Source organism: Flavobacterium kingsejongi (genome assembly GCF_003076475.1).
In the GTDB taxonomy this organism is placed as follows: Bacteria; Bacteroidota; Bacteroidia; order Flavobacteriales; family Flavobacteriaceae; genus Flavobacterium; species Flavobacterium kingsejongi.
The window spans coordinates 2,273,973-2,298,318 of sequence record NZ_CP020919.1; the positions used below are offsets into that span (position 1 = coordinate 2,273,973).

23 protein-coding genes, 2 tRNA genes, 3 rRNA genes and 1 pseudogene are annotated in these 24,346 nt (G+C 39.8%); 15 read left to right on the forward strand and 14 right to left on the reverse strand.

Annotation, left to right across the window (positions count from 1 at the left end; all coding sequences use genetic code 11):
• Nucleotides 1-24: 24 nt before the first annotated feature.
• The 4 genes from gldG to FK004_RS09990 are packed head-to-tail and all read right to left on the reverse strand — an operon-like array spanning nucleotide 25 to nucleotide 3,581.
• A complete protein-coding gene (gldG, locus tag FK004_RS09975) occupies nucleotides 25-1,698 on the reverse strand; it encodes a gliding motility-associated ABC transporter substrate-binding protein GldG (RefSeq protein WP_227871581.1) in 1,674 nt (557 codons plus the stop codon).
• On the reverse strand, nucleotides 1,692-2,417 hold the full coding sequence (gene gldF, locus FK004_RS09980) for a gliding motility-associated ABC transporter permease subunit GldF (protein ID WP_108737132.1): 726 nt from the start codon (nucleotides 2,415-2,417) through the stop codon (nucleotides 1,692-1,694). The genes gldG and gldF overlap by 7 nt, the downstream gene beginning before the upstream one ends.
• A 33-nt stretch (nucleotides 2,418-2,450) precedes the next feature.
• Nucleotides 2,451-2,747: a putative quinol monooxygenase gene (locus FK004_RS09985; RefSeq protein ID WP_108737133.1), complete on the reverse strand. Its 297-nt coding sequence runs from the start codon at nucleotides 2,745-2,747 to the stop codon at nucleotides 2,451-2,453.
• Nucleotides 2,748-2,756: 9 nt separating this feature from the next.
• On the reverse strand, nucleotides 2,757-3,581 hold the full coding sequence (locus FK004_RS09990) for an SAM hydrolase/SAM-dependent halogenase family protein (RefSeq protein WP_108737134.1): 825 nt from the start codon (nucleotides 3,579-3,581) through the stop codon (nucleotides 2,757-2,759).
• Nucleotides 3,582-3,896: 315 nt separating this feature from the next.
• Between FK004_RS09990 and FK004_RS09995 the strand changes: the two genes are divergently transcribed.
• The 4 genes from FK004_RS09995 (at nucleotide 3,897) to FK004_RS10010 (ending at nucleotide 6,794) form a co-directional block, all read left to right on the forward strand.
• On the forward strand, nucleotides 3,897-4,847 hold the full coding sequence (locus tag FK004_RS09995) for a PhoH family protein (protein ID WP_108737135.1): 951 nt from the start codon (nucleotides 3,897-3,899) through the stop codon (nucleotides 4,845-4,847).
• Nucleotides 4,848-4,883: 36 nt separating this feature from the next.
• A complete protein-coding gene (locus FK004_RS10000) occupies nucleotides 4,884-5,132 on the forward strand; it encodes a hypothetical protein (protein ID WP_108737136.1) in 249 nt (82 codons plus the stop codon).
• 119 nt (nucleotides 5,133-5,251) lie between these two features.
• The gene (locus FK004_RS10005; protein ID WP_108737137.1) at nucleotides 5,252-6,214 is read left to right on the forward strand and encodes a phosphoribosylaminoimidazolesuccinocarboxamide synthase; all 963 of its coding nucleotides are present in this window, start codon (nucleotides 5,252-5,254) and stop codon (nucleotides 6,212-6,214) included.
• Nucleotides 6,215-6,425: 211 nt separating this feature from the next.
• On the forward strand, nucleotides 6,426-6,794 hold the full coding sequence (locus FK004_RS10010; RefSeq protein ID WP_108737138.1) for an ankyrin repeat domain-containing protein: 369 nt from the start codon (nucleotides 6,426-6,428) through the stop codon (nucleotides 6,792-6,794).
• A gap of 57 nt (nucleotides 6,795-6,851) precedes the next feature.
• On the opposite strand, the gene FK004_RS10015 is transcribed toward FK004_RS10010, so the two are convergent.
• Nucleotides 6,852-7,940: a M42 family metallopeptidase gene (locus FK004_RS10015; protein WP_108737139.1), complete on the reverse strand. Its 1,089-nt coding sequence runs from the start codon at nucleotides 7,938-7,940 to the stop codon at nucleotides 6,852-6,854.
• Nucleotides 7,941-8,023: 83 nt separating this feature from the next.
• Here FK004_RS10015 and FK004_RS10020 point away from each other — a divergent pair, with 83 nt between their 5' ends.
• The 6 genes from FK004_RS10020 (at nucleotide 8,024) to rrf (ending at nucleotide 14,471) form a co-directional block, all read left to right on the forward strand.
• Nucleotides 8,024-8,707, forward strand: a complete 684-nt coding sequence (locus FK004_RS10020; protein WP_108738811.1) for a DUF4294 domain-containing protein — start codon at nucleotides 8,024-8,026, stop codon at nucleotides 8,705-8,707.
• Between the two features lie 664 nt (nucleotides 8,708-9,371).
• Nucleotides 9,372-10,887, forward strand: a 16S ribosomal RNA gene (locus tag FK004_RS10025).
• 93 nt (nucleotides 10,888-10,980) lie between these two features.
• Nucleotides 10,981-11,054: transfer RNA gene (locus tag FK004_RS10030), tRNA-Ile, on the forward strand.
• 94 nt (nucleotides 11,055-11,148) lie between these two features.
• Nucleotides 11,149-11,222 (forward strand) — tRNA-Ala (locus FK004_RS10035).
• A gap of 104 nt (nucleotides 11,223-11,326) precedes the next feature.
• Nucleotides 11,327-14,207, forward strand: a 23S ribosomal RNA gene (locus tag FK004_RS10040).
• A gap of 154 nt (nucleotides 14,208-14,361) precedes the next feature.
• Nucleotides 14,362-14,471, forward strand: a 5S ribosomal RNA gene (rrf, locus tag FK004_RS10045).
• Together the 16S, 23S and 5S rRNA genes with 2 tRNA genes alongside form the textbook arrangement of a ribosomal RNA operon.
• 153 nt (nucleotides 14,472-14,624) lie before the next feature.
• Here rrf and FK004_RS10050 read toward each other — a convergent pair.
• The 5 genes and pseudogenes from FK004_RS10050 to FK004_RS10070 form a co-directional block, all read right to left on the reverse strand.
• Nucleotides 14,625-14,765 (reverse strand): annotated as a pseudogene (locus tag FK004_RS10050) (transposase); the annotation flags it as partial.
• A gap of 28 nt (nucleotides 14,766-14,793) precedes the next feature.
• Nucleotides 14,794-15,777, reverse strand: coding sequence for an ISAon1 family transposase (locus FK004_RS10055; RefSeq protein ID WP_108736800.1), 984 nt, complete (start codon nucleotides 15,775-15,777; stop codon nucleotides 14,794-14,796).
• Complete coding sequence (locus FK004_RS10060; RefSeq protein ID WP_108737012.1) at nucleotides 15,770-16,117, reverse strand: ISAon1 family transposase N-terminal region protein; 348 nt, start codon at nucleotides 16,115-16,117, stop codon at nucleotides 15,770-15,772. The genes FK004_RS10055 and FK004_RS10060 overlap by 8 nt, the downstream gene beginning before the upstream one ends.
• Nucleotides 16,114-16,923, reverse strand: coding sequence for an ISAon1 family transposase (locus FK004_RS10065; RefSeq protein ID WP_420358898.1), 810 nt, complete (start codon nucleotides 16,921-16,923; stop codon nucleotides 16,114-16,116). Before FK004_RS10065 ends, FK004_RS10060 begins: the two co-directional genes overlap by 4 nt.
• The gene (locus FK004_RS10070) at nucleotides 16,916-17,263 is read right to left on the reverse strand and encodes an ISAon1 family transposase N-terminal region protein (protein ID WP_108736669.1); all 348 of its coding nucleotides are present in this window, start codon (nucleotides 17,261-17,263) and stop codon (nucleotides 16,916-16,918) included. The genes FK004_RS10065 and FK004_RS10070 overlap by 8 nt, the downstream gene beginning before the upstream one ends.
• Before the next feature lie 227 nt (nucleotides 17,264-17,490).
• Here FK004_RS10070 and FK004_RS10080 point away from each other — a divergent pair, with 227 nt between their 5' ends.
• On the forward strand, nucleotides 17,491-17,790 hold the full coding sequence (locus tag FK004_RS10080; protein ID WP_108737141.1) for a hypothetical protein: 300 nt from the start codon (nucleotides 17,491-17,493) through the stop codon (nucleotides 17,788-17,790).
• A gap of 94 nt (nucleotides 17,791-17,884) precedes the next feature.
• Here FK004_RS10080 and FK004_RS10085 read toward each other — a convergent pair whose 3' ends face one another.
• Nucleotides 17,885-18,322 (reverse strand): DUF4268 domain-containing protein, encoded by a 438-nt coding sequence (locus tag FK004_RS10085; RefSeq protein ID WP_108737142.1) that lies wholly within the window; start codon nucleotides 18,320-18,322, stop codon nucleotides 17,885-17,887.
• A gap of 70 nt (nucleotides 18,323-18,392) precedes the next feature.
• Between FK004_RS10085 and FK004_RS10090 the strand changes: the two genes are divergently transcribed.
• Together FK004_RS10090 and FK004_RS10095 are read left to right on the forward strand one after the other, a co-directional pair.
• Nucleotides 18,393-19,064 (forward strand): NUDIX hydrolase, encoded by a 672-nt coding sequence (locus FK004_RS10090; RefSeq protein ID WP_317046936.1) that lies wholly within the window; start codon nucleotides 18,393-18,395, stop codon nucleotides 19,062-19,064.
• Nucleotides 19,065-19,255: 191 nt separating this feature from the next.
• Nucleotides 19,256-20,059 (forward strand): lysophospholipid acyltransferase family protein, encoded by an 804-nt coding sequence (locus FK004_RS10095; RefSeq protein ID WP_108737143.1) that lies wholly within the window; start codon nucleotides 19,256-19,258, stop codon nucleotides 20,057-20,059.
• Nucleotides 20,060-20,154: 95 nt separating this feature from the next.
• Here the strand turns inward: FK004_RS10095 and FK004_RS10100 are convergent, their stop codons facing one another.
• Nucleotides 20,155-20,796, reverse strand: a complete 642-nt coding sequence (locus FK004_RS10100) for a hypothetical protein (protein WP_108737144.1) — start codon at nucleotides 20,794-20,796, stop codon at nucleotides 20,155-20,157.
• 6 nt (nucleotides 20,797-20,802) lie between these two features.
• The gene (locus FK004_RS10105; RefSeq protein WP_108737145.1) at nucleotides 20,803-21,297 is read right to left on the reverse strand and encodes an RNA polymerase sigma factor; all 495 of its coding nucleotides are present in this window, start codon (nucleotides 21,295-21,297) and stop codon (nucleotides 20,803-20,805) included.
• Nucleotides 21,298-21,515: 218 nt separating this feature from the next.
• On the opposite strand from FK004_RS10105, the gene FK004_RS10115 reads away from it, so the two are divergent.
• A complete protein-coding gene (locus tag FK004_RS10115) occupies nucleotides 21,516-22,820 on the forward strand; it encodes an NAD(P)/FAD-dependent oxidoreductase (protein WP_108737147.1) in 1,305 nt (434 codons plus the stop codon).
• A gap of 2 nt (nucleotides 22,821-22,822) precedes the next feature.
• Here FK004_RS10115 and FK004_RS10120 read toward each other — a convergent pair whose 3' ends face one another.
• The gene (locus tag FK004_RS10120; RefSeq protein WP_108737148.1) at nucleotides 22,823-23,902 is read right to left on the reverse strand and encodes a DUF3810 domain-containing protein; all 1,080 of its coding nucleotides are present in this window, start codon (nucleotides 23,900-23,902) and stop codon (nucleotides 22,823-22,825) included.
• A 168-nt stretch (nucleotides 23,903-24,070) separates the two neighbouring features.
• Between FK004_RS10120 and FK004_RS10125 the strand changes: the two genes are divergently transcribed.
• Nucleotides 24,071-24,343, forward strand: coding sequence for a (2Fe-2S) ferredoxin domain-containing protein (locus FK004_RS10125; protein WP_108737149.1), 273 nt, complete (start codon nucleotides 24,071-24,073; stop codon nucleotides 24,341-24,343).
• Nucleotides 24,344-24,346 lie beyond the last annotated feature (3 nt).

Sequence of the window (24,346 nt, forward strand, 5' to 3'; positions counted from 1 at the left end):
TAAATAATGATTATGAAAAGGAAATTACCTTCCAAAACGTCTTTTTCTTAAAAAGGTGAGTAAAACCCCAAATAGTGCGAGGATCACAAGTGGAAGCCCAACGGTCAGTAATTGGGTATACGTATATTCAGCAGCCACTTTTTTCTCATTGAGGAGCGGCAGGCTGATATCTTTGCTTCGGATTGTAATCAGCCCCGAATCGTCTAACAGGTAGTTCACACTATTCAGCAGGAATTCTTTGTTGGAATATACTTGTTGTGTCCATTGGTCAATCGTATTGTTGAGTGGTTTTTTATTCACATACAGGTAATTGACAATATCACCATCGGAAATTACAATCATTTTATTTTTTACACCGGTATCAGTAGCTTTAAATGATTTTACCGGCTTAACGCGATCTTTAAACGCTGAGGTAAAAGCACCTTCCAGCAGTAATCCTACGATCTGGTTGCCTTTCCCGTCATATTCCGCTTCATCAATACCTTCCATGAATTGGTTTAACCCTATCGTTACCGGAGCTCCTATCGCTTTTGATTGGGCTGAACTCTGGAGCAATACCGTTTTTCGGATTCCGTTTTTCAAGGTATCCATAGGATTGGCAAATTCTAATTTTACCAGGTTGAGGTTTTTATTGATCGGGTGGTTGTCCCTCGATTTGATAATAGGCGAATACAGCCAGTCAATAGGGATATCGCCATTGGGTGTTTGTGCCGTGATGGGCGTCGATAAAAGATCCTGTACCAATCCATAATTGATGCGTACACCATAACTAAAAAACAAATCGTCCAATTGCAAATCCCTTGGGTAAGCCATAGCGGTTTGCTGTTCATTATGGAGGCTGTCAAGATCTATAGATACTTTGTCAATCAGCCACATCGTTTTCCCACCACCCATAATATATTGATCCAGGATGTATTTTTCAGAATCGGAAAAAGCTTCTGTAGGCTTGGCGATAATGGCAAGATCAAAACGTTTCAGGTTTTCCAGTGTTTTTGCTTCGTCCGTTTTCAGGGAATCCAGGTTGAATTCACCCAGGCGGTAATACTCTTTCAGGTTCATTAGAAAGTCACCCATGTATTTTTCACTGATTTCACCATTCCCTTTCAGGATGGCTATTTTCTTTTTGTCTTTCAGGGTTATTTTGGTAAGCGCATCGGTAATGCTGAATTCAAGCATTTGTACCGATTTATCGATGTTCTCATCAGCACTGTTGCCAAAATTATTGACCAGTAAAGGAATTTTTACGGCTTTATCGCCTCGTCGTGCAATGGCCCATGGGAATACAGGGATAAGCGATTTCTTTCCATTTTTAGTACTGTTGATATTGGTCGGTGCCATACCCAGATTATTCAGTTCTGCCACAAACTGGTCTGATTTGGAAGCATCAGCCAGCGGATTGGTAAACAGGAAAATAATTTTTGAATTATGGGCGTGGTATTCTTCCAGTAGCTGTCGGGTTTCCGTTTCCAGCCTTTTGAATTCAGCAGGAAATTCTCCATCCAGATATACATCAATGTACACCGGGCTATCAATTTTTTTAGCAATGGCAATGGAGGTCTTGGATAAGGTATAGCGTTGGTCTGCCGTTAAATCAAAACGCTCAAAATAGAAGTAGGCCAGAAGATTGACCAATACTAATCCAACCAGGACAAATAACAGTTGTTGCAGGTTCTTTTTTTGATGTACGTTCATTACCATTTCAAAGATTTAATTTTAAAAACTGTCAGAGACAAAAACAGCAGGGCAATACTGATAAAGTAAATAATATCACGGGTATCAATTACGCCGCGGCTGATGCTCTTGAAGTGGTAATCCATTCCAAGATTAGCAACTACGGGACTAAATTCACCTGCAAAAGAAGCAATGCCTTCAAAACCGAAGTAAAAGACAAAACAAAGGAATACGGAAAGGATAAAAGCAACGATCTGGTTGTCGGACAACGTAGAGGTGAAAATACCTATGGCAGTATACCCTCCTATGAGGAATAATAAACCAAAATAAGAACCAATGGTACTTCCCATATCAATATTGCCTTCTGGGAATCCAAGGCCATAGATCGCATATACATAAATCAGTGTAGGGACAAGCGCAATGATGATCAACAGGAAAGCACCGAAAAACTTACCATTGACAATTTGCCAGACACTCAGTGGTTTTGTGAGTAATAATTCGATTGTACCCTGCTTTTTTTCATCTGAAAAACTACGCATGGTAACAGCCGGGATCAGGAAAATAAGAATCCAGGGCGCTAAGGTAAAAAAGGGGCCCAAATCGGCATAACCGCTGTTGAGGATATTAAAATCACCCTCAAAAACCCAAAGGAAAAGCCCGTTGAGCAATAGGAAAATGGCAATAACCAAATAGCCAATCGGAGAACCGAAAAAAGATTTAATCTCTCGTAATAATATCGATTTCATGTAATGGTTTTTAATAGTAGGATCGCATCCCGATTAGTTAAGGGTAACCCGTTTGTCAACACTCCAGGCCTCAGGTTTGTCATTGAACAACCGTTTTGTAAAAGCCCAGACTTCCTGAAAGAGTGCCGACTGACGGTAGTTTTCAAGATCGCTTTCTGCTTCCCAATAACTATATGTAAAAAAAATACCCTTTTGGTTTTTATCCTGATACAGTTCCAAGAAACGATTGCCTTCAAATCCACGGATTTTCTCCTTATTCAAATCAAAATTTTCCAGAAAGGCAGGAATATGCTCTTCATGAAAACTCATCTTAACAATTCGTACAAACATAAATATTATTTATTTAAAACGGATTACTATTCCGTCGTTTACTTTAACACCTAATAAACTTGAGGCACCACCGGTTTTATTGGGGTTGCTTTTGTAGACGGCTATTTCCAAATACCCCGCTTCATTAAAGATGGCGAGTTTTTCCCCTTCATAATTCTTGAAATTGGTATTGGAAATAGCGATAGAAGAATAATTTGGGAAAATGGTTTTTAGCGTATAGCCTTTAAAGGAGATTTCATATTCCCGGCCTTTACCGATTTCCAGAAAAAGTTTTTTAGAAATATTACTGACGACATTCCCAAAATGATCCACATAGATGATGTTGCCTTTTAAGACCGAATTCTCCTCCGCCAATACCGGTTGAAAAGCATTGATGTCTTTCAGGGTTTTGATCTCCCGTCCAATCACATTCAGCAGTCCGCCACGGGCAAGGTGGCAGGCAACAGTGACAAATACGTCCATGGCTGTGGCTTCTGAAGGCAACCGGTCATGAATATTGATGGAGACGATTTTTTGGGGAATTATTTTTTTGGTCAGGAGGCTTAAAATCCCATTGTCCGCACAGATAAAGTATTGATCATTCCATAACATTGCGACATGCTGGTTTTCGGCATTGAGTTCCGAGTCCACTCCGATAAGATGTACCGTACCTTTGGGAAAGCTGGCATACGAAGCACTAATAACATAACAGGTCTCACTGATATTGAATAAATCGATACAGTGTGAAATGTCCACAATTACAGCTTCCGGATACTCCGAAAACACTTTTCCCTTCAAAGCACCCACAAAGTGGTCTTTAATTCCGAAGTCGGTTGTAAGGGTAATTATTGACATAAAATTGTTTATAACTATTAAGAGGAAATGCTGTAATTTTTCATTAAATTTGAAATGCAAAGCTAACAATTATATGGCTATACTAAAATTTTTATGAAGCAAAACATCAGGGATTTTCTGTTCGCTGAATTCGGTCTTCCGGATCGATATTTGCCGCTTTAGCGTATAGATTTTGTTGGAACCCGGAATAATTCAGGTTTGAGAAAAGGACAAAAGCAATATGGAGGCGGAAGGATAAGAATAGCAGGATGTTGAAGCATAAAGATAAGGCCGGCTTTGAACACTAAAGAAAACGTAAACTAAAAATTACCGCCTTTGAACGAGAGAACGATTGAGCTAAACGATATTGCCCCAAAAGATTTCTGGGGCGCTCAGGATACACATCTTGAGACCATAAAAAAATACTATCCGAAATTAAAAATTGTTGCCCGAGGCACCACTATTAAGGTATTCGGAGAAAAAGAAATCCTTGATGAATTTGAAAATCGCTTCCAGCGATTAATGCTTCACTTTACCCGTTACAACAATATTGATGATAATGTTATTGAAAGGGTGATTCAGAGCAATGCCCGTGACGACCAGCGTATGGATCCTATGGATAAAATCCTCGTACACGGCGTAGGGGGTAAGCTGATAAAAGCCATGACTCCCAATCAGCAGCTTTTGGTAGATACCATGCAAAAAAATGATATGGTATTTGCTGTTGGGCCTGCAGGAACGGGTAAAACCTATACCGGTGTGGCACTTGCTGTAAAAGCACTGAAAGAAAAACAGGTCAAAAGAATCATACTCACACGTCCTGCTGTTGAAGCTGGTGAAAACCTGGGTTTTCTGCCGGGTGATATGAAAGAAAAACTGGATCCGTACATGCAGCCCTTATATGATGCGTTACGCGATATGATTCCCAATGAAAAGCTGGAAGATTATATCCTGAAAGGTGTAATTCAGATCGCGCCATTGGCTTTTATGAGAGGAAGAACCCTTGATAATGCATTTGTGATTTTAGATGAGGCGCAAAATACGACCCATTCCCAAATGAAAATGTTTTTAACGCGTATGGGAAAAAATGCCAAATTCATGATTACCGGAGATCCTGGGCAGGTTGATTTACCAAGGAGAACAATATCAGGATTAAAAGAAGCACTTTTGGTCTTGAAAGACATTGACGGAATCGGTATTATTTACCTGGATGACAAAGACATTGTACGCCACCGCCTGGTCAAAAAAGTAATAGATGCGTATAAACAAATCGAAAATCACGATTAAAGCTGATTTTGGACTTAATTCAAAAAATAATAAAGTATGTCAGAATACAGTAACGTTTTCAGTGGTCCCAATTATGAGGGGATGATTGTGAAAAATATCTTAGAGAATAATGGAGTTGAAGTTTTTGAAGTTAGCGCGCTAATGGCTTCTATAGAGCCGTGGGCCGTTACTGCAGGTGGAGCAAATCCATTGACACTTCAGGTGAACCATGTGGATTTTGAAAAAGCTGCGGCAATAGTAGCGGCCTATGAAAATGGGGATTATGCACTTGAAGATCCGTCGTAAAAAGAAGAATCATATTTTTTATTAAAAAATAGAAAGACACTATAAAAAAGTGTCTTTTTTATTTAAATTTGCTGCGGTTTAATTCCTTTAACAACAACGACAACAACTATCCGACTATAATGAGCAACACTTTAACGACAACAAATTTTAATTTCCCAAAGCAGCAATCCGTTTATCGAGGTAAAGTTAGGGAGGTTTACAATATTAATGATGACCTATTGGTCATGGTGGCAACAGACAGGCTTTCGGCTTTTGATGTGGTCCTTCCAAAAGGCATTCCGTATAAGGGGCAGATATTGAATCAGATTGCGACTAAATTCATGCATCTTACGGAAGATATCGTTCCGAACTGGCTGATCGCTACTCCTGATCCTAATGTCGCTATTGGGCATTTATGTACGCCTTTTAAAGTTGAAATGGTAATCCGTGGTTACCTCGCGGGTCATGCAGCCAGAGAATATGCATTAGGAAAACGCACCTTGTGTGGAGAAAGTCTTCCTGATGGATTAAAAGAAAACGATAAACTTCCGGAACCGATCATCACACCTACAACAAAAGCAGATTTTGGTACGCATGACGAAGATATTTCACGACATGCCATCCTGGAAAATGGAATTGTTTCCCAGGAAGATTACGTGACGCTGGAGCATTATACTAAAGCGCTTTTTCAACGTGGTACTGAAATTGCGGCCAGCCGTGGTTTGATTTTAGTAGATACAAAATACGAATTTGGAAAAACCAAAGAAGGGCTGATTGTGCTGATCGATGAAATCCATACACCGGACTCTTCCCGTTATTTTTATGCAGAGGGCTACGAAGAGCGTCAGGAAAAAGGAGATGCACAAAAGCAATTGTCTAAAGAATTCGTTAGGCAATGGTTGATTGCTAATGATTTTCAGGGTAAAGAAGGACAGGTAATTCCAGAAATGACTGATGAATACATTCAGACTGTATCAGAAAGGTATATTGAACTGTACGAAAATATTGCAGGCGAGCCATTCGTTAAAGCAGATATTAATACTATAGAGCGACGTATCGAGCAAAACGTACTGCGCTTCTTGGAAGAAATCAATATGATATAAGTAAAAAGAAGTCTATTTGATGAATAGTGATATAAAAACCGCTTTCGAGCGGTTTTTCTTGTTTTATATGGTTTTGCAAGCGTTATTAGTGTGCAGATGAAGATATATAAATGTTAAATATTTGTTATAGTCGATTTTTTCAGTAACGTTTTGTAGGTGATATGCGTCTATTAATAAACAATCAAATCATCAATCATTAAAATCAATCATCATGAAAAAATCAATCATTTATTTAAGTTTTGCCATTGTAGCTTTTACAACAAATGCTGTGGCATCAAATCCTGTAGTAGCTCGTACTGTAACAACTGCTACGTATGAAAAAGCCACACCATTATGTATGGCAATTAGTAAAGGCGAATTGGAAATTGTGAAAAAATTCGTAGAATACGGTGCTGATGTAAATGAGCAATCGAACGGAATGTCGCCTTTAATGGTGGCGGCACGATATAATAATGTAGAAATTGTAAGGTACCTGATATCAAAAGGAGCTAAGATCTCTGATAAAAGCAGCACGGGTTATACCGCGCTTAAATATGCAGAAGTATCAAAAGCAACAGATGTTATCGCTTACTTAAAATAAGGCGTCAATCATCATCATCAAAAAACGAAACCGGGCTGCGAAGCCCGGTTTTTTTGTTTATTTGAAATAAGAAAAACTTTCGTTATTCTCTATTTTTAATAAAGTTTCATAGATCAGCTTGATCACATTTTCTACATCGTCACGATGAACCATTTCTACGGTAGTATGCATATAGCGTAAAGGCAATGATATCAGGGCAGAAGCTACTCCGCCATTGCTATAGGCAAATGCATCCGTATCAGTACCGGTAACGCGTGAAGAAGCCAGGCGCTGAAAAGGGATATTGTTCGTTTCTGCGGTTGTGATAATAAGCTCTCTTAGATTGTTTTGTACAGCAGGCGCGTAAGTAATTACCGGACCTTTTCCAATTTGTGTATCCCCTTCAATTTTTTTCTCAATCATTGGTGTGGTGGAATCATGGCATACATCGGTAACTATAGCAATATTCGGTTGGATCGTTTTTGTGATCATTTCAGCGCCACGCAGTCCAACCTCTTCCTGTACTGAATTCGTTATGTACAGTCCGAAAGGTAGTTTTTTCTTATTTTCGTGTAATAAGCGTGCTACTTCAGCAATCATGAATCCTCCCATACGATTGTCTAGTGCACGGCAAACAAACTTATTTTCATTCAGTTGCATGAATTCGTCAGGATAAGTGATGACGCAGCCCACATGAACTCCTAATTTTTCAACCTCTTCTTTAGTATCACAGCCTAAATCGATAAAAATAGTATCAATTCGGGCGCTTTCTTCTTTACTTCTATTTCGGGTATGGATAGCCGGCCAACCAAAAACACCTTTCACAATACCATTTTTCGTATGGATGTTGACCCGTTTTGATGGAGCGATCTGGTGATCGGATCCACCGTTACGGATTACATAAATTAATCCGTTGTCAGTAATGTAGTTTACGTACCATGATATTTCGTCAGCATGCCCTTCGATTACAACTTTATATTTTGCATCGGGATTGATTATTCCTACTGCAGTGCCATAAGTATCGGTGATAAAGGTGTCCACATACGGTTTTAGGTAATCCATCCATATTTTTTGCCCTTCTGCTTCAAAACCAGTAGGTGAAGCATTATTAAGATAGCGTTCTAAAAAGGTTAATGAGGACTCTTTCAGTATTGTTTTAGTATTCATATGATAATTTTTGGCTAAAATATAAATTTGACTTCAGAGTTATGTATATTATGTATAATTTTGGCAAACAAATAATATTTCAAATGAATACATTCAGGTGCTACGTATTGCTTTTCATGATCACTTCTTTAGGCTATGCCCAGGATACGAAAAATGGTACTATTAAAGGACAGTCTCCTGAGTCGGCTATCCCTGATTCTATTGTGCAGCTTGATGAGGTTATTATTACAAACGTCAAGATGACCGAAGAGGAGAAAGAGCGTATTAAAATGCTGATCTTGCAAAGAAGGGTCTTTCGGGCCTATCCGTTTGCGAAAATTGCTGCGGAGAAACTGGTGGTGTTGAATAAAAATTTGTCTGTTCTAAAGTCAGAGCGTGAAAAGAGAAAGTATATTAAGATTGTAGAAAAATATGTAGAAGACGAGTTTGAGGAAAAGCTAAAGAAGTTATCCCGTAAAGATGGCCAGGTTTTGGTGAAGCTGATGAACCGCCAGACGGGTACTACTACTTTTGCTTTGATCAAGGATTTGAAAAGCGGCTGGAAAGCTTTTTGGTTCAATCAAACGGCCAAGCTTTTTAATATTAACCTAAAAACTTCGTACGAACCTGAAAGTAATCTTGAGGATTACCAGATAGAGCTGATTTTGCTTCGTGCTTTCGCAGAGCGCAAACTGGAACAACAGGCTCCTTTTAAGAAAATTGATATTATGGAATTGAGCCGTGTTTGGGAATCCAGGCGTGTAGCGAGTGAGGCTGAAAAGCAATAAGCGCAAAACGAATACTGCTTATACTATATATAGTAGTGTAAAAATACAGCAATCCCCTTTTTGATTCAGATCAAAAAGGGGATTTTGTTTTAGGGTAGTAGCTGGAGTTGCCTATTATATAGGAGTGGTACTGTTGTTAAAACAGAAATCAACGCACGGCTGAAGAAAGTTTCAAAACCTTCCTGTGGTTAGTTTATTGTTTTCCAGCGGATTAAAATATAATATTAAATAAAACCTAAAAAAAGGGTATTAAAGGCTAGGAAAAGCGGAAAAAGGGGTTACTTTTGCACCCGCAATAAGGGCGAGTTCATAATTATATTGAGATGAGTTGTAGTACAAGGATTGAAAAAATACTTTACAAAAAGCTTGTCAGAAATAAAGAGATGATTTACCTTTGCGCTCCGCAAAACACGGGAAGTTCGTTGAAAGATTGAGTAAGTAATAGAAGGAAAAGGAGGTATTAAATCTTCCGAAAAAAAAACTTCAAAAAAAGCTTGCGAGATAGAAACGAAAGATGTAGTTTTGCAGCCGCTTTGAGAGACAAGCGAAACACAAGAAGACACGTTCATAGACATATTGAATTGACAGCAAATAAGAGAGAGTAAGGCTACTATAAGTAGTAAAGAATACGCTAAAATTTTCGTCGACAAATTATTAAAATTATACGATGAAGAGTTTGATCCTGGCTCAGGATGAACGCTAGCGGCAGGCTTAACACATGCAAGTCGAGGGGTATGGTTCTTCGGAACCAGAGACCGGCGCACGGGTGCGTAACGCGTATGCAATCTACCTTTTACAAAGGGATAGCCCAGAGAAATTTGGATTAATACCTTATAGTATTATTGAGTGGCATCATTTAATAATTAAAGATTTATCGGTAAAAGATGAGCATGCGTCCCATTAGCTAGTTGGTATGGTAACGGCATACCAAGGCAACGATGGGTAGGGGTCCTGAGAGGGAGATCCCCCACACTGGTACTGAGACACGGACCAGACTCCTACGGGAGGCAGCAGTGAGGAATATTGGACAATGGGCGCAAGCCTGATCCAGCCATGCCGCGTGCAGGATGACGGTCCTATGGATTGTAAACTGCTTTTATACGGGAAGAAACCCTGGCTCGTGAGCCAGATTGACGGTACCGTAGGAATAAGGATCGGCTAACTCCGTGCCAGCAGCCGCGGTAATACGGAGGATCCAAGCGTTATCCGGAATCATTGGGTTTAAAGGGTCCGTAGGCGGCCTCGTAAGTCAGTGGTGAAATCTCCCGGCTCAACCGGGAAATTGCCATTGATACTGCAGGGCTTGAATTATTAGGAAGTAACTAGAATATGTAGTGTAGCGGTGAAATGCTTAGATATTACATGGAATACCGATTGCGAAGGCAGGTTACTACTAATATATTGACGCTGATGGACGAAAGCGTGGGTAGCGAACAGGATTAGATACCCTGGTAGTCCACGCCGTAAACGATGGATACTAGCTGTTCGGGTGCAAATCTGAGTGGCTAAGCGAAAGTGATAAGTATCCCACCTGGGGAGTACGTTCGCAAGAATGAAACTCAAAGGAATTGACGGGGGCCCGCACAAGCGGTGGAGCATGTGGTTTAATTCGATGATACGCGAGGAACCTTACCAAGGCTTAAATGTAGATTGACAGGACTGGAAACAGTTTTTTCTTCGGACAATTTACAAGGTGCTGCATGGTTGTCGTCAGCTCGTGCCGTGAGGTGTCAGGTTAAGTCCTATAACGAGCGCAACCCCTGTCGTTAGTTGCCAGCGAGTCATGTCGGGAACTCTAACGAGACTGCCAGTGCAAACTGAGAGGAAGGTGGGGATGACGTCAAATCATCACGGCCCTTACGCCTTGGGCTACACACGTGCTACAATGGACGGTACAGAGAGCAGCCACTGGGCGACCAGGAGCGAATCTATAAAACCGTTCACAGTTCGGATCGGAGTCTGCAACTCGACTCCGTGAAGCTGGAATCGCTAGTAATCGGATATCAGCCATGATCCGGTGAATACGTTCCCGGGCCTTGTACACACCGCCCGTCAAGCCATGGAAGCTGGGGGTACCTGAAGTCGGTGACCGCAAGGAGCTGCCTAGGGTAAAACTGGTAACTGGGGCTAAGTCGTAACAAGGTAGCCGTACCGGAAGGTGCGGCTGGAACACCTCCTTTCTAGAGAAAGACGTAAAATGAAGCTCTTTATGATGTATATGATGCATTACTCTCGCTGTTAGTTCAAATAATACAAATTAAGCAAAAAAACAGAGTCTCGTAGCTCAGCTGGTTAGAGTACTACACTGATAATGTAGGGGTCGGCAGTTCGAGTCTGCCCGGGACTACTATTTTAAGCTTAATTAAAAGGAAATTTTAGAAGTATGAGTATGAATTACCATTAATTCAAAATTCAACATTCATAATTTAAAATTAGGAAATGGGGGATTAGCTCAGCTGGCTAGAGCGCCTGCCTTGCACGCAGGAGGTCATCGGTTCGACTCCGATATTCTCCACAATTCACGTAGAGTGAAAAAAGTTCATTGACATATTGAGATAAGAAAAATATTAAAAAGTAGAAAGCACAATTTTTTACATAGTAATATGTAAAGAGAAAGTACAATAAGCAAAATAAGGGCGTATGGGGAATGCCTAGGCTCTCAGAGGCGATGAAGGACGTGATAAGCTGCGAAAAGCTACGGGGATCGGCACACACGACTTGATCCGTAGATATCCGAATGGGGCAACCCGGTATGTTGAAGACATGCCACACCGATAGGTGAGCAAACCCGCTGAACTGAAACATCTAAGTAGGCGGAGGAGAAGAAAACAAAAGTGATTCCGTAAGTAGTGGCGAGCGAACGCGGATTAGCCCAAACCAAAGTTGTTACGGCAATTTTGGGGTTGTAGGACCACGCGATTTCTTGCGGATAGAATAAGAATTAACTGGAAAGTTAAACCATAGAGGGTGATAGTCCCGTATTAGTAATAGAAGATAAGAATAGTGGTATCCTGAGTAGGGCGGGGCACGTGAAACCCTGTCTGAATTTGGCGGGACCATCCGCTAAGGCTAAATACTCCTGAGAGACCGATAGTGAACCAGTACCGTGAGGGAAAGGTGAAAAGAACCGTGAATAACGGAGTGAAATAGATCCTGAAACCATACGCTTACAAGCGGTCGGAGCCCTTTCGTGGGGTGACGGCGTGCCTTTTGCATAATGAGCCTACGAGTTAACGTTGCTGGCAAGGATAAGTGGTTAAGCCACGGATCCGTAGCGAAAGCGAGTCTGAATAGGGCGCTTTAGTCAGTAGTGTTAGACGCGAAACCGTGTGATCTACCCATGGGCAGGATGAAGCTGTGGTAACACATAGTGGAGGTCCGAACCGGTTGACGTTGAAAAGTCTTCGGATGACCTGTGGGTAGGGGTGAAAGGCCAATCAAACTCGGAAATAGCTCGTACTCCCCGAAATGCATTTAGGTGCAGCGTTAGTTATAAAGTTATATAGAGGTAGAGCTACTGATTGGATGCGGGGGCTTCACCGCCTACCAATTCCTGACAAACTCCGAATGCTATATAATGTTCACTAACAGTGAGGGCATGGGTGCTAAGGTCCATGTCCGAGAGGGAAAGAACCCAGACCATCAGCTAAGGTCCCCAAATATATGCTAAGTTGAAAAAACGAGGTTTGTCTGCCCAGACAGCTAGGATGTTGGCTTGGAAGCAGCCATTCATTTAAAGAGTGCGTAACAGCTCACTAGTCGAGCGGACGAGCATGGATAATAATCGGGCATAAGCATATTACCGAAGCTATGGATTTGTAATTTATTACAAGTGGTAGGGGAGCATTCTAACAGGGCCGAAGGTGTATCGTGAGGTATGCTGGACCGGTTAGAAAAGAAAATGTAGGCATAAGTAACGATAATGCGGGCGAGAAACCCGCACACCGAAAGACTAAGGTTTCCTCAGCTATGCTAATCAGCTGAGGGTTAGTCGGGTCCTAAGGCGAACCCGAAAGGGACAGTCGATGGCCAACGGGTTAATATTCCCGTACTACTGATAACTGTGATGGGGTGACGGAGTGATGAAAGTGTCGCGAACTGACGGAATAGTTCGTTGAAGGCTGTAGCTATATTCTCGATAGGCAAATCCGTTGAGAATGGCAAAGGCCGATAGTACTCGGAGTCTTCGGACAAAGAGATAGTACACCTAAGGGCTTCCAAGAAAAACCTCTAAACTTCAGGTTATTAGTACCCGTACCGTAAACCGACACAGGTAGTCGAGGAGAGAATCCTAAGGTGCTCGAGAGATTCATGGCTAAGGAATTAGGCAAAATAGACCTGTAACTTCGGGAGAAAGGTCGCCAGCGCAAGCTGGCCGCAGTGAAGAGGTCCAGGCGACTGTTTATCAAAAACACAGGGCTCTGCAAAATCGTAAGATGAAGTATAGGGCCTGACACCTGCCCGGTGCTGGAAGGTTAAGAGGAGATGTTATCTTCGGAGAAGCATTGAATTGAAGCCCCAGTAAACGGCGGCCGTAACTATAACGGTCCTAAGGTAGCGAAATTCCTTGTCGGGTAAGTTCCGACCTGCACGAATGGTGTAACGATCTGGACACTGTCTCAGCCATGAGCTCGGTGAAATTGTAGTATCGGTGAAGATGCCGATTACCCGCAGTGGGACGAAAAGACCCTGTGCACCTTTACTATAGCTTAGTATTGACTTTGGATAAGTGATGTGTAGGATAGGTGGGAGACTTCGATCCAGCGTCGCCAGGCGTTGGTTAGTCATTGTTGAAATACCACCCTTTGCTTATCTGAAGCCTAACCCCGTATTGCGGGGGACATTGCTTGGTGGGTAGTTTGACTGGGGTGGTCGCCTCCAAAAGAGTAACGGAGGCTTCTAAAGGTTCCCTCAGTACGCTTGGTAACCGTGCGTAGAGTGCAATGGCATAAGGGAGCTTGACTGAGAGACATACAGGTCGATCAGGTACGAAAGTAGAGCATAGTGATCCGGTGGTTCCGCATGGAAGGGCCATCGCTCAAAGGATAAAAGGTACGCCGGGGATAACAGGCTGATCTCCCCCAAGAGCTCATATCGACGGGGGGTTTGGCACCTCGATGTCGGCTCGTCACATCCTGGGGCTGGAGAAGGTCCCAAGGGTTGGGCTGTTCGCCCATTAAAGTGGCACGCGAGCTGGGTTCAGAACGTCGTGAGACAGTTCGGTCTCTATCTACTGTGGGCGTTAGAAATTTGAGTGGATCTGACTCTAGTACGAGAGGACCGAGTTGGACAAACCTCTAGTGTATCTGTTGTCCCGCCAGGGGCATCGCAGAGTAGCTACGTTTGGAAGGGATAAGCGCTGAAAGCATATAAGCGCGAAACCCACCACAAGATGAGATTTCTTTTAAGGGTCGTGGAAGATGACCACGTTGATAGGCTATAGATGTAAAGGCAGTAATGTCATAGTCGAGTAGTACTAATAACCCGTAAGCTTATGTACGAATCCTCCCGGGGAACCGGGAGGGTGCAACTTTCTAAAAATAGTAAATAAAAATACTTTCTTTATCTCAGTATGTTAAGATATTGTCTGTTGTTTTGCATCAATTTATGGTGTATTAATAATAGAAAGATTGCCCAAAGCAATTGTAACGACTTAAGGTGGTTATTGCGGCGGGGCTCACCTCTTCCCATCCCGAACAGAGAAGTTAAGCCCGCCTGCGCAGATGGTACTGCAGTTATGTGGGAGAGTATGTCGTCGCCTTTCTTTTAAAAACCCTTCATCTATGATGAAGGGTTTTTTGTTTTACAAACTTCTGTACAACAAAACAAAACAAAACAAAACAAAACAAAACAAAACAAAACAAAACAAAACAAAACAAAACAAAACAAAACTAGGATCAAACGCAAAGCTTGGGGATTACCCAAAAAGATTAGATAATCTAAATAAGAAGAAATCTACTTTACGCACTCCTCTAAATTGACTTCTAAATGCTTTTACTTTAGCATTAAAAGATTCTGCTGAAGCATTTGTACTTCTATTGTCAAAATAGTTTAAGATTGACTGGATCAAACGCAAAGCTTGGGGATTACCCAAAAAGATTAGATAATCTAAATAAGAAGAAATCTACTTTACGCACTCCTCTAAATTGACTTCTAAATGCTTTTACTTTAGCATTAAAAGATTCTGCTGAAGCATTTGTACTTCTATTGTCAAAATAGTTTAAGATTGACTGGTAATTAACCGTTATAGTATTTAAAAGGATATTAAAATTTTTAAACCCTGACTCCTCTACATTCCTGTACCAATGTGCCAGTTTTGTCATCGCAACGTGTTTATTGTTATGATTGTTGTAAATACCTCGTAGTTGTTGGGTTAAACTGTATGCTTTTTTAATATCGGGATATAAGCTAAATAACAATTGGGCTCGTTCATTTTGTCTTTCGGTCCATTTATTGCGGGATTTATAAAGAACATATCTACTTCTGGCGAGCAACTGTTTTACAGAGTCTCCATTAGATAAAAGATCTGGGCGATAAGTTTTGTTTTCTCTTTTCGCTTGTAATATCAATCGATTCTCAGTATCCATCGCTTCCCAACGATATTTTATTCTAATCTCCTGTAATGCTTCTAGAGCCAATTTTTGAACATGAAATCTATCGGTCACCTGTACCGCTTTTGGAAAACATTTTTTGGAAATCAACTTCATGGAATTAGCCATGTCAAGTGTTATTTCTTGAACCCAACTTCTTTTTTTGTAATCAATTTTACAGATATGTTCAATGACCTGATCTGCCTTTGTCCCTGCAACAATAGCAACTAGGCAACCTTTTTTACCTCTAGCTTCCTTATTGGTTACAATAGTAAAAAGCTCACCCTGAGACAAGGCTACTTCATCAATTGACAAGTGGGTACCTATATTTTCAGGATAAATAATCCACTCATGTGCATGTTCACGTGGAGCCCACGTACTAAAGGAGCTTAAATATTTTTTGTATTGTCTTTGTAATTTTTTCCCATTGACTCCAAAGAAACCTCCAATGGTATGACAGTCAATAGCAGTTTTATCTATTAATTTCTTTTAAAAAAGCCGCAAACTCCTGAGTCATGCGGGTTCCCTTGGCAACTAGATTCCAATCTCTTTTAACGATCTCACTTGTGTCTTTATTGGTCCAGCGACGTCTTTTGATGTGTAGATACACAAACTTCCCTCTCAAAGGAAAGTCCTGAATAGTGATCTCATCCTGGAAACCCTTTGAGATTAACTGAAGTCCATTAAATTCTGACGGAGGTTTGGCATGCTCTTCAAAGTATAGGTGTAATATTTCTTCTGTATTAGTAGAAGAAACCACTTCAAAATGGTCAACTAAAAAATCAGGAAGCATAAACTTCAAAAGCTCTATAGGGGTCATATCAAATTCTTAGATTGCAAATTTCTGATTTTATTTTGACATTCCTCCCCAAGTTTTGTTCTTGATCCTTTATTGTTATGATTGTTGTAAATACCTCGTAGTTGTTGGGTTAAACTGTATGCTTTTTTAATATCGGGATATAAGTCAAATAATAATTGGGCTCGTTCATTTTGTCTTTCGGTCCATTTATCGCGGGATTTATAAAGAACATATCTACTTCTGGCGAGCAACTGTTTTACAGAGTCTCCATTAGATAAAAGATCTGGGCGATAAGTTTTGTTTTCTCTTTTCGCTTGTAATATCAATCGATTCTCAGTATCCATCGCTTCCCAACGATATTTTATTCTAATCTCCTGTAATGCTTCTAGAGCTAATTTTTGAACATGAAATCTATCGGTAACCTGTACCGCTTTTGGAAAACATTTTTTGGAAATCAACTTCATGGAATTAGCCATGTCAAGTGTTATTTCTTGAACCCAACTTCTTTTTTTGTAATCAATTTTACAGATATGTTCAATGACCTGATCTGCCTTTGTCCCTGCAACAATAGCAACTAGGCAACCTTTTTTACCTCTAGCTTCCTTATTGGTTACAATAGTAAAAAGCTCACCCTGAGACAAGGCTACTTCATCAATTGACAAGTGGGTACCTATATTTTCAGGATAAATAATCCACTCATGTGCATGTTCACGTGGAGCCCACGTACTAAAGGAGCTTAAATATTTTTTGTATTGTCTTTGTAATTTTTTCCCATTGACTCCAAAGAAACCTCCAATGGTATGACAGTCAATAGCAGTTTTATCTATTAATTTCTTTTAAAAAAGCCGCAAACTCCTGAGTCATGCGGGTTCCCTTGGCAACTAGATTCCAATCTCTTTTAACGATCTCACTTGTGTCTTTATTGGTCCAGCGACGTCTTTTGATGTGTAGATACACAAACTTCCCTCTCAAAGGAAAGTCCTGAATAGTGATCTCATCCTGGAAACCCTTTGAGATTAACTGAAGTCCATTAAATTCTGACGGAGGTTTGGCATGCTCTTCAAAGTATAGGTGTAATATTTCTTCTGCATTAGTAGAAGAAACCACTTCAAAATGGGCAACTAAAAAATCAGGAAGCATAAACTTCAATAGCTCTATAGGGGTCATATCAAATTCTTAGATTGCAAATTTCTGATTTTATTTTGACATTCCTCCCCAAGTTTTGTTCTTGATCCAATAAAACTGCTTTTTTAGATTTCCATAAAGCATACGAAACTTCATAAAGTATTGTAATAGAACAGTTAAACGACAAGCTTGAATAAATAGCTGTGTTTGGTATAGTTCTTTCATACTGATTATACAGAGAACAAGTATAACCTATAAAATATAGCATTATGAAAAATTTATTTTTAACAGCCGCTCTAGTAATCGCCTTATCGTTTAATGCCTCTGCTAACACAGTAACTGAAACAACATCTACAAACACTATCCACCAGGAGAAAGAATATAAAAGAATCGACGGATCGGAAGTATCCCAGGAAGCGCTTCAAAATATCTCTAAAAAATATGGAGGTTATAGCATGGAAGAAGCGTATGTAGCTGCTGATGGAGAATACAAATTAGTACTCTCGAAAGATGGGCAAAAAGTAACCGCACTCTTCACCGCTGCCGGTGAATTTGTGAAGGAAGCTTAAAAAGTAAGCACTATAACAGTTCTAACCAAACAACAAAAAAGCCAATGATGGAAATCATTGGCTTTTTTTGTGTATTGACAGGACATTATAAAAATTATACCGCTATTTCTTTAATATATTCATCATATTCGGCATAAAAGTTCTCTAAAGCCGCCATATTAGTATTGAAAAACTCGAATATTTGGTCCCAGTTTGTGGGATTATTAAGGCTAATGCCTGGTTTTTCCACCCAAATCCGGCTGATTACTTTACCGGTTTCCAGTATATGATCCTGTTCGAAAACTAAATCTTTAATGAATTCATCTTCGAGAATGCTCTTAAGGCTCACCATTTTTTCATAATAAGCCATTCTTTTTTCCAGTTCTTTATTTTCAATATCAATAATTACCTGGGCTTTTTTGCTGTCTGCATAGAATTTAAATGAAAAATCTTTGATTTTGGTATCATATAGCATCCATTTGCGTGGATAGGTATTGGCAAATGAAATCCAGAATACGCGTTTTAATTTTTGTGCTTCGGCTTTACTATACATGGTTTGTATTTGATTTCAGTGTTTACTTTTCTTAAATAGTTTGTGGATTAGGCAATTGTAAATTACCTTTATGAGATCTAATTTTAGAAAAGATACAATGGATTTTGAATTGTTTTTAAAATATTTACCAAAAATACTAAAAGAAAGCCTACCAGCAACGGCAGCTCACTTAAAAATGGCTCCTTTCGAACGGGTAGAGATGATGAAAAAGTGGAATTATGAGGATAAAAATCCAAGGAAATCCGCGGTCATGATGCTATTTTATCCTAAAGGAGGGGTAACACACCTGATTTTGATTGTGCGTAATGCATATCCCGGAGTACATTCGTCCCAAATTTCTTTTCCAGGGGGTAAAGCAGAAAGTACTGATGCTTCTTATCAGGATACTGCATTGCGGGAGACGTATGAAGAGGTTGGGATTTCTAAGGATCAAATTAAAGTAGTACGGGAATTTAGTGAAATTTATATTCCGCCAAGTAATTTTATCGTTTATCCTTTTATGGGAATTAGTGAGCAAGAGCTTGTTTTTAAACCTTCGGAATATGAAGTAGCAGAATTGATAGAGCTATCGCTGACTGATTTCCTAGACGATGCTAAGGTCGTTAATGTCATTCTTTCGACTTCCTATGCTACGGAAGCCCAGGTACCGGCTTTTAAAATTGACAATCATATTATCTGGGGTGCTACTGCGATGTTAATGAGTGAACTGAAAGAAGTTTTAAAAAGTGTACTATCGCACTAAGTTTTGTATGTTTGCTGCTGAATAGCTGTGCGAGCAGTACAATTGGGTCTATAATAGCCCCGATAGCAGCGGTATCCTTATTGGGATGCCTTTATCCCAATACGATACAAGCGAATAGCGGGACTACAAGTTGGTTACGACTGGGAATGATGTGCTCCTAAAAAGCTTAATTACATTAAAAGAATTCGATTATGGGGTTATTTAAAAGAAATCCTTTTGGACATATATTATTTTTAAAAAAATGGCTGATCCGTATCTTTGGGGGCTTAACACACAAAAGGTACCGGGGATTTAATGATTTGCAGATTGATGGATCAGAGATTATCCGTAGCCTGCCACCGACTAATGTCCTTTTTATCTCGAACCACCAGACTTATTTTGCTGATGTAGTAGCGATGTTCCATGTTTTTAATGCCAGCCTAAAAGGACGGGAAGATAATATTAAGAACATTGGATATATTTGGAATCCGAAGCTGAATATTTATTATGTGGCTGCAAAAGAAACGATGAAAGAAGGACTTTTGCCACGAATACTGGCCTATGCAGGAGCTATAACGGTGGAACGTACCTGGAGGGCAAAAGGACAGGATGTACAGCGTGACGTGAATCCGAATGATACTGAAAATATCCGGATTGCATTGGACGATGGCTGGGTAATTACGTTTCCACAGGGAACAACCAAACCATTTAAGCCCATTCGTAAAGGAACGGCTCATATCATTAAAGAACATAAGCCAATAGTAGTCCCAATCGTTATTGATGGTTTTCGGCGCTCCTTTGATAAAAAAGGATTACGACTGAAGAAAAAGGGGATTTTACAATCTTTTATTATCAAAGAACCTTTGGTTATTGATTACGAGAATGAAACGATCGACCAGATCGTCGAAAAAATTGAATATGCGATAGAGCAGCATCCTTCTTTCCTCAAAGTAATTCCGACTGAGGAAATTCAGTTACAGGAAGAACTTAATAAACAACGGAAGTGGGAATATTAGCACAAAAAAAGAGGTGATCGCTTAGTTCACCTCTTTTTTTATATAGTATATTTTGATATTAGCCAGGCCTGAAATCAGGATTGGTAATTTTATATTTAGAGATCCAGTTTTTTGAGTTCCTGATAATTTTTTACGAGCCTTTTTAATAGGATACCGTATACGAGTTTGTAAAATAACCAGATGATCAGGATACAGATTCCCATATAGATTAGCATGAAAATAATGGAGATCGAATAAAAGAGCATACTATGGCCATCTTTCGCCATTTGGTGCATGAGCGTAATGGTCTTGGGATCGTAGTTCAGGAAAATATACGATACTAAAATCACACTGACGATAGCATATCCAATATTGAACATTACATATTGTTTTACTGTTTTGCGGGTTCGGAGGATACTGGACATTAGTTTCTTTAAATCATCCGTCACTGATATTTTCCGGTAATTCATAAAAAACTGGTAGAAAAAATACAGGATGGTGATGTAACCAATGATGTTAAATGGCAATAAAAGATGCTCCACATGCATTTCGTTGAAAGATTTCATGTAATCGAGATCCTGCATGCAAAAAGATAAAATACCCCATAAGGAGAATTCTAAAAGGCTAATGATAAAAATCCACTTCACAATAGAAGAAGACTTCTTGTGAAGCATTTTGTAAATATCGAGTTCTGTGACTTGCTTGAAAGAATTTTCATTCTTTTTCCAGTCTTTTTTTAGTATATCTAATTCGTCCATTGTCGTTTATGGATTTAATATTTTTTTTAATTTCCCTTTTATCCTGTTCATTTTTACCCGCGCATTCACCTCGCTGATCCCTAAAGTTTCAGCAATTTCGGTGTAATCCTTATCTTCAAGGTACATAAAAACTAATGCTTTTTCGATGTCATTCAGTTGATGGACCGCACTGTAGAGCAATTTGATTTGTTCTTCCTCTTCATAATTATAATCTTCCTGTTTGAAATAGTGTATGGTGTTATTGAATTCCGTTGTATTTACCGTTCTTTTTTTCTTTCGAAATAGGGTAATCGCAGTATTTAAGGCTACGCGATACGCCCAGGTAGTAAATTTGGAATCTCCCCGGAATTGAGGGAAAGCTTTCCATAGCTGTATGGTGATCTCCTGAAATAAATCTTTATGTTCATCAGCGTCAGAGGTATACAGCCGACAGATCTTATGAATAAGATTCTGATGTTGCTGTAATTGACTTACAAATGATTTTTCCAACGATTCGCTCATACCAAGTTAGTGTAACGACGATTGATTTTGTTACAAATAAAAACAAAAAAAATGGTATTGCGGCATTTTATAAAGGCTGTGGAAATAGCTATAGCTACTATTTCAAAAATAATGCCATCCCAAAAAGATCGGTAGTGACAGGTATAACGATATATTAAAATAGGATCAACCGAAATAATAACTTTGTATATTTGGGATATATACCCTAAAACTGAAATATGAATATAGTCCGTTCTACTTTCCCGAGAATTGTAATCATTGGTGGTGGCTTTGCCGGAATCACCTTCGCCAAGAAAATGAAAAACCAAAACTTTCAGGTCGTATTACTGGACAAACACAATTATCATAACTTTCAGCCCCTGATGTACCAGGTGGCTACCGGAGGATTGGATGCGGGTTCCATTGCTTATCCCATGCGTAAAATCGTACATGAGCATGAGAACTTTTATTTCCGTCTGGCACAGGTAAATGAAATCGATACTGCAAATCAAAAAATCATTGCCGATATCGGGGAACTGCAATACGATTACCTGGTTATTGCCAGTGGCTCCAAAACTAATTTCTTTGGCAATAATGAAATTCAACGGAATAGCATGTCTATGAAAACCATTCCGGAATCGTTGAATATCCGCAGCCTGATATTGGAAAATTTTGAGCAGGCTTTATTGACGAATGATATTAACGAGCGAAGTGCCCTGATGAACTTTGTGTTAGTTGGCGGTGGCCCTACAGGGGTGGGGCTGGCAGGCGCACTGGCGGAGATGAAAAAAGGCATTCTTCCAAAAGACTATCCCGATCTTGATGTACGGAAGATGGAAATCAACCTGATCCAGAGCGGAAACAGGATATTGAATACTATGAGTGAAAAGTCTTCTGAAAAAGCAGAAGAATTCCTTCAAAAACTGGGTGTGAGCGTATGGAAAAATGTGCGCGTTACAGGATATGATGGTAAAACCGTTACAACGAATTCGGAACTGACCTTTGATACGGCAACTTTTATCTGGACTGCAGGTGTTGAGGGTGCACTGATCAAAGGAATCCGGGAAGAGGCGATTGAAAGCCGCGTTTCCCGTATTAAAGTAAATCGTTTTAATCAGGTATTTGGATATGGTAATATTTTTGCCATTGGCGATATTGCCCAAATGGATGAAGAAGGGTACCTGCAAGGGCATCCTATGATGGCACAGCCGGCGATACAGCAAGGAAAATGGCTGGCGGACAACCTGCTTCGCAAATCGAAAAACCAGGAAATGAAACCTTTTACCTATAAAGACAAAGGCTCAATGGCCACTATTGGCCGTAACAAAGCTGTAGTCGATTTGCCCCACTATCAGTTTAGCGGTGTATTTGCTTGGTTTGTATGGATCTTTGTACATCTCTTTTCCCTGATTGGATTTAAAAATAAAGTGGTGGTTTTCTGGAACTGGATGTACAATTACATTCGCTTTGACCGGGAATCACGCTTGATCATCCGCCCCTTCAAGAAAAAAAGTTTCAGCACTTTTACGTCCGACGAAATTTAATTTTAGAATGGGTCATTCCAGCCTTGTGGGCTATTGTAATAATTGACCATGAGGCCTACAAATTTAGCATATCCTCCCAAACCGTCTTTTTGCTGGTTCATTTTTAGGTAATTGTCATAGAAAACTTTAAATACTACTTCTGATGGATTTTCATACCGATCCCAAAATTCTTCAGTTTCACAGATATTCAGGATAATACCATAATTGATTTTTGCCATTAAGCTTTCATACAGTGCTTCATCGTCTCTTTCGACAAGGCGCAGGCAGTATTTGAGGGCAAACGTATAACCGGAGTATTGAAAATAAACATCATCATTGTGTACGGAAGCGAGGAATCCGATAAAATTAGCCTCACTTTCCGAAGCATAACCAATCTGGTGTGCCATTTCATGGCAGGCCGTTGTTGGATAATTGTATAAAGGAATCATATCATTTACCTGTGCTTCGTTGGTAAACGGATTCAGGTAGCCGGCAAACCCCATATACGTTAATGGAATACTGAGTAGCGAATTTTTGATACTCAGGTGGTCGTATTGGAAATACGGATGTTGAAGCGCAATGGCAGTATAACCATTGAGGGTACGTTTATAAATTTCTCGTTGGGTATAAGGAGAAATGACGCGGGAGCTGTCATTGTGGGTAATCTGATTTTGGAGGGTATTGCTTTTTAAGATCAGTTTTTCGGTAAAGGCCAAAAGTTCTTTTTTATTTAATTCTTTGGCAATGCCTAATTTTTGATATAAAGGCACGCGATGGTAATTGACTGCCCACAAAAAATAGAAAAAGAAGTATCCTACAGAAATACAAGTGGTAATGGTCAGCAGATTGGATTTGTATTCTTTCTTCCAGGTTTTCCGGGTTTTCCAGCCCCAACGGAGGATTAAAAGCACGGCCATGCTATAGGCCAAATCTCCAAATGAAAATGGAATCCAGCCCAGTAAGATTCGAAGGGTTTTTGAAATAGGAGGATAAATTCCGTTGCTATAATACCGTTCTATAAATTCTGGAAAAGAGGAAAGGATTTTTAAGGCAATTATCTGGACAACCAAAAAGAGGCTCCAGAATACTTTTTTGTTTTTCATTTCGGGTACTTTGTCCCGTAAATATAAAAAGAAAGAAAGAGATGATGGGGTATGTGGGTGGTTTTAAATAAATATTAATAGTGTATTCGAATAGCATTCGGATTATTAATCGTAAAATTGCACAGTGTAATGAGAGTTGATTACCAGTAGTATTACGCCGATAATTGTATGGGAAAGAAAGATGAAAAGGAACAGGTTATTTTTTTCTGTGATGGAAAGAAATGTGGTAAATATAATAAAGACCCGAAAGCGTATCTGAAAGAGCAGATTGTAGATTTCGGACTCGAAGACAAGGTGACATTTCGCAAAATGGATTGCCAGGGTATGTGTAAAAAAGCCCCGATATTCTGTTTGGAACCTCAGGATATCTGGAAAAAGGAAGTCACTGTTAAAAAAGCAAAGAAATTATTTGAGAAGCATATTTTACCCAAAAGCAAATAGGAG

Excerpts from the sequence above, each read along its gene's own strand:
- FK004_RS10080 (WP_108737141.1), top strand. The coding sequence starts at position 17,491 with ATGAAAAATTTATTTTTAACAGCCGCTCTAGTAATCGCCTTATCGTTT.
- FK004_RS10010 (WP_108737138.1), top strand. The coding sequence starts at position 6,426 with ATGAAAAAATCAATCATTTATTTAAGTTTTGCCATTGTAGCTTTTACA.
- FK004_RS10115 (WP_108737147.1), top strand. The coding sequence starts at position 21,516 with ATGAATATAGTCCGTTCTACTTTCCCGAGAATTGTAATCATTGGTGGT.
- FK004_RS10105 (WP_108737145.1), bottom strand. The coding sequence starts at position 21,297 with ATGAGCGAATCGTTGGAAAAATCATTTGTAAGTCAATTACAGCAACAT.
- FK004_RS10020 (WP_108738811.1), top strand. The coding sequence starts at position 8,024 with ATGAATACATTCAGGTGCTACGTATTGCTTTTCATGATCACTTCTTTA.
- FK004_RS10000 (WP_108737136.1), top strand. The coding sequence starts at position 4,884 with ATGTCAGAATACAGTAACGTTTTCAGTGGTCCCAATTATGAGGGGATG.
- gldF (WP_108737132.1), bottom strand. The coding sequence starts at position 2,417 with ATGAAATCGATATTATTACGAGAGATTAAATCTTTTTTCGGTTCTCCG.
- FK004_RS10070 (WP_108736669.1), bottom strand. The coding sequence starts at position 17,263 with ATGACCCCTATAGAGCTATTGAAGTTTATGCTTCCTGATTTTTTAGTT.
- FK004_RS09985 (WP_108737133.1), bottom strand. The coding sequence starts at position 2,747 with ATGTTTGTACGAATTGTTAAGATGAGTTTTCATGAAGAGCATATTCCT.
- FK004_RS10120 (WP_108737148.1), bottom strand. The coding sequence starts at position 23,902 with ATGAAAAACAAAAAAGTATTCTGGAGCCTCTTTTTGGTTGTCCAGATA.
- FK004_RS09990 (WP_108737134.1), bottom strand. The coding sequence starts at position 3,581 with ATGTCAATAATTACCCTTACAACCGACTTCGGAATTAAAGACCACTTT.
- FK004_RS10005 (WP_108737137.1), top strand. The coding sequence starts at position 5,252 with ATGAGCAACACTTTAACGACAACAAATTTTAATTTCCCAAAGCAGCAA.
- FK004_RS10090 (WP_317046936.1), top strand. The coding sequence starts at position 18,393 with ATGAGATCTAATTTTAGAAAAGATACAATGGATTTTGAATTGTTTTTA.
- FK004_RS10100 (WP_108737144.1), bottom strand. The coding sequence starts at position 20,796 with ATGGACGAATTAGATATACTAAAAAAAGACTGGAAAAAGAATGAAAAT.
- FK004_RS10085 (WP_108737142.1), bottom strand. The coding sequence starts at position 18,322 with ATGTATAGTAAAGCCGAAGCACAAAAATTAAAACGCGTATTCTGGATT.
- FK004_RS10060 (WP_108737012.1), bottom strand. The coding sequence starts at position 16,117 with ATGACCCCTATAGAGCTTTTGAAGTTTATGCTTCCTGATTTTTTAGTT.
- gldG (WP_227871581.1), bottom strand. The coding sequence starts at position 1,698 with ATGGTAATGAACGTACATCAAAAAAAGAACCTGCAACAACTGTTATTT.
- FK004_RS10125 (WP_108737149.1), top strand. The coding sequence starts at position 24,071 with ATGGGAAAGAAAGATGAAAAGGAACAGGTTATTTTTTTCTGTGATGGA.
- FK004_RS10095 (WP_108737143.1), top strand. The coding sequence starts at position 19,256 with ATGGGGTTATTTAAAAGAAATCCTTTTGGACATATATTATTTTTAAAA.
- FK004_RS10015 (WP_108737139.1), bottom strand. The coding sequence starts at position 7,940 with ATGAATACTAAAACAATACTGAAAGAGTCCTCATTAACCTTTTTAGAA.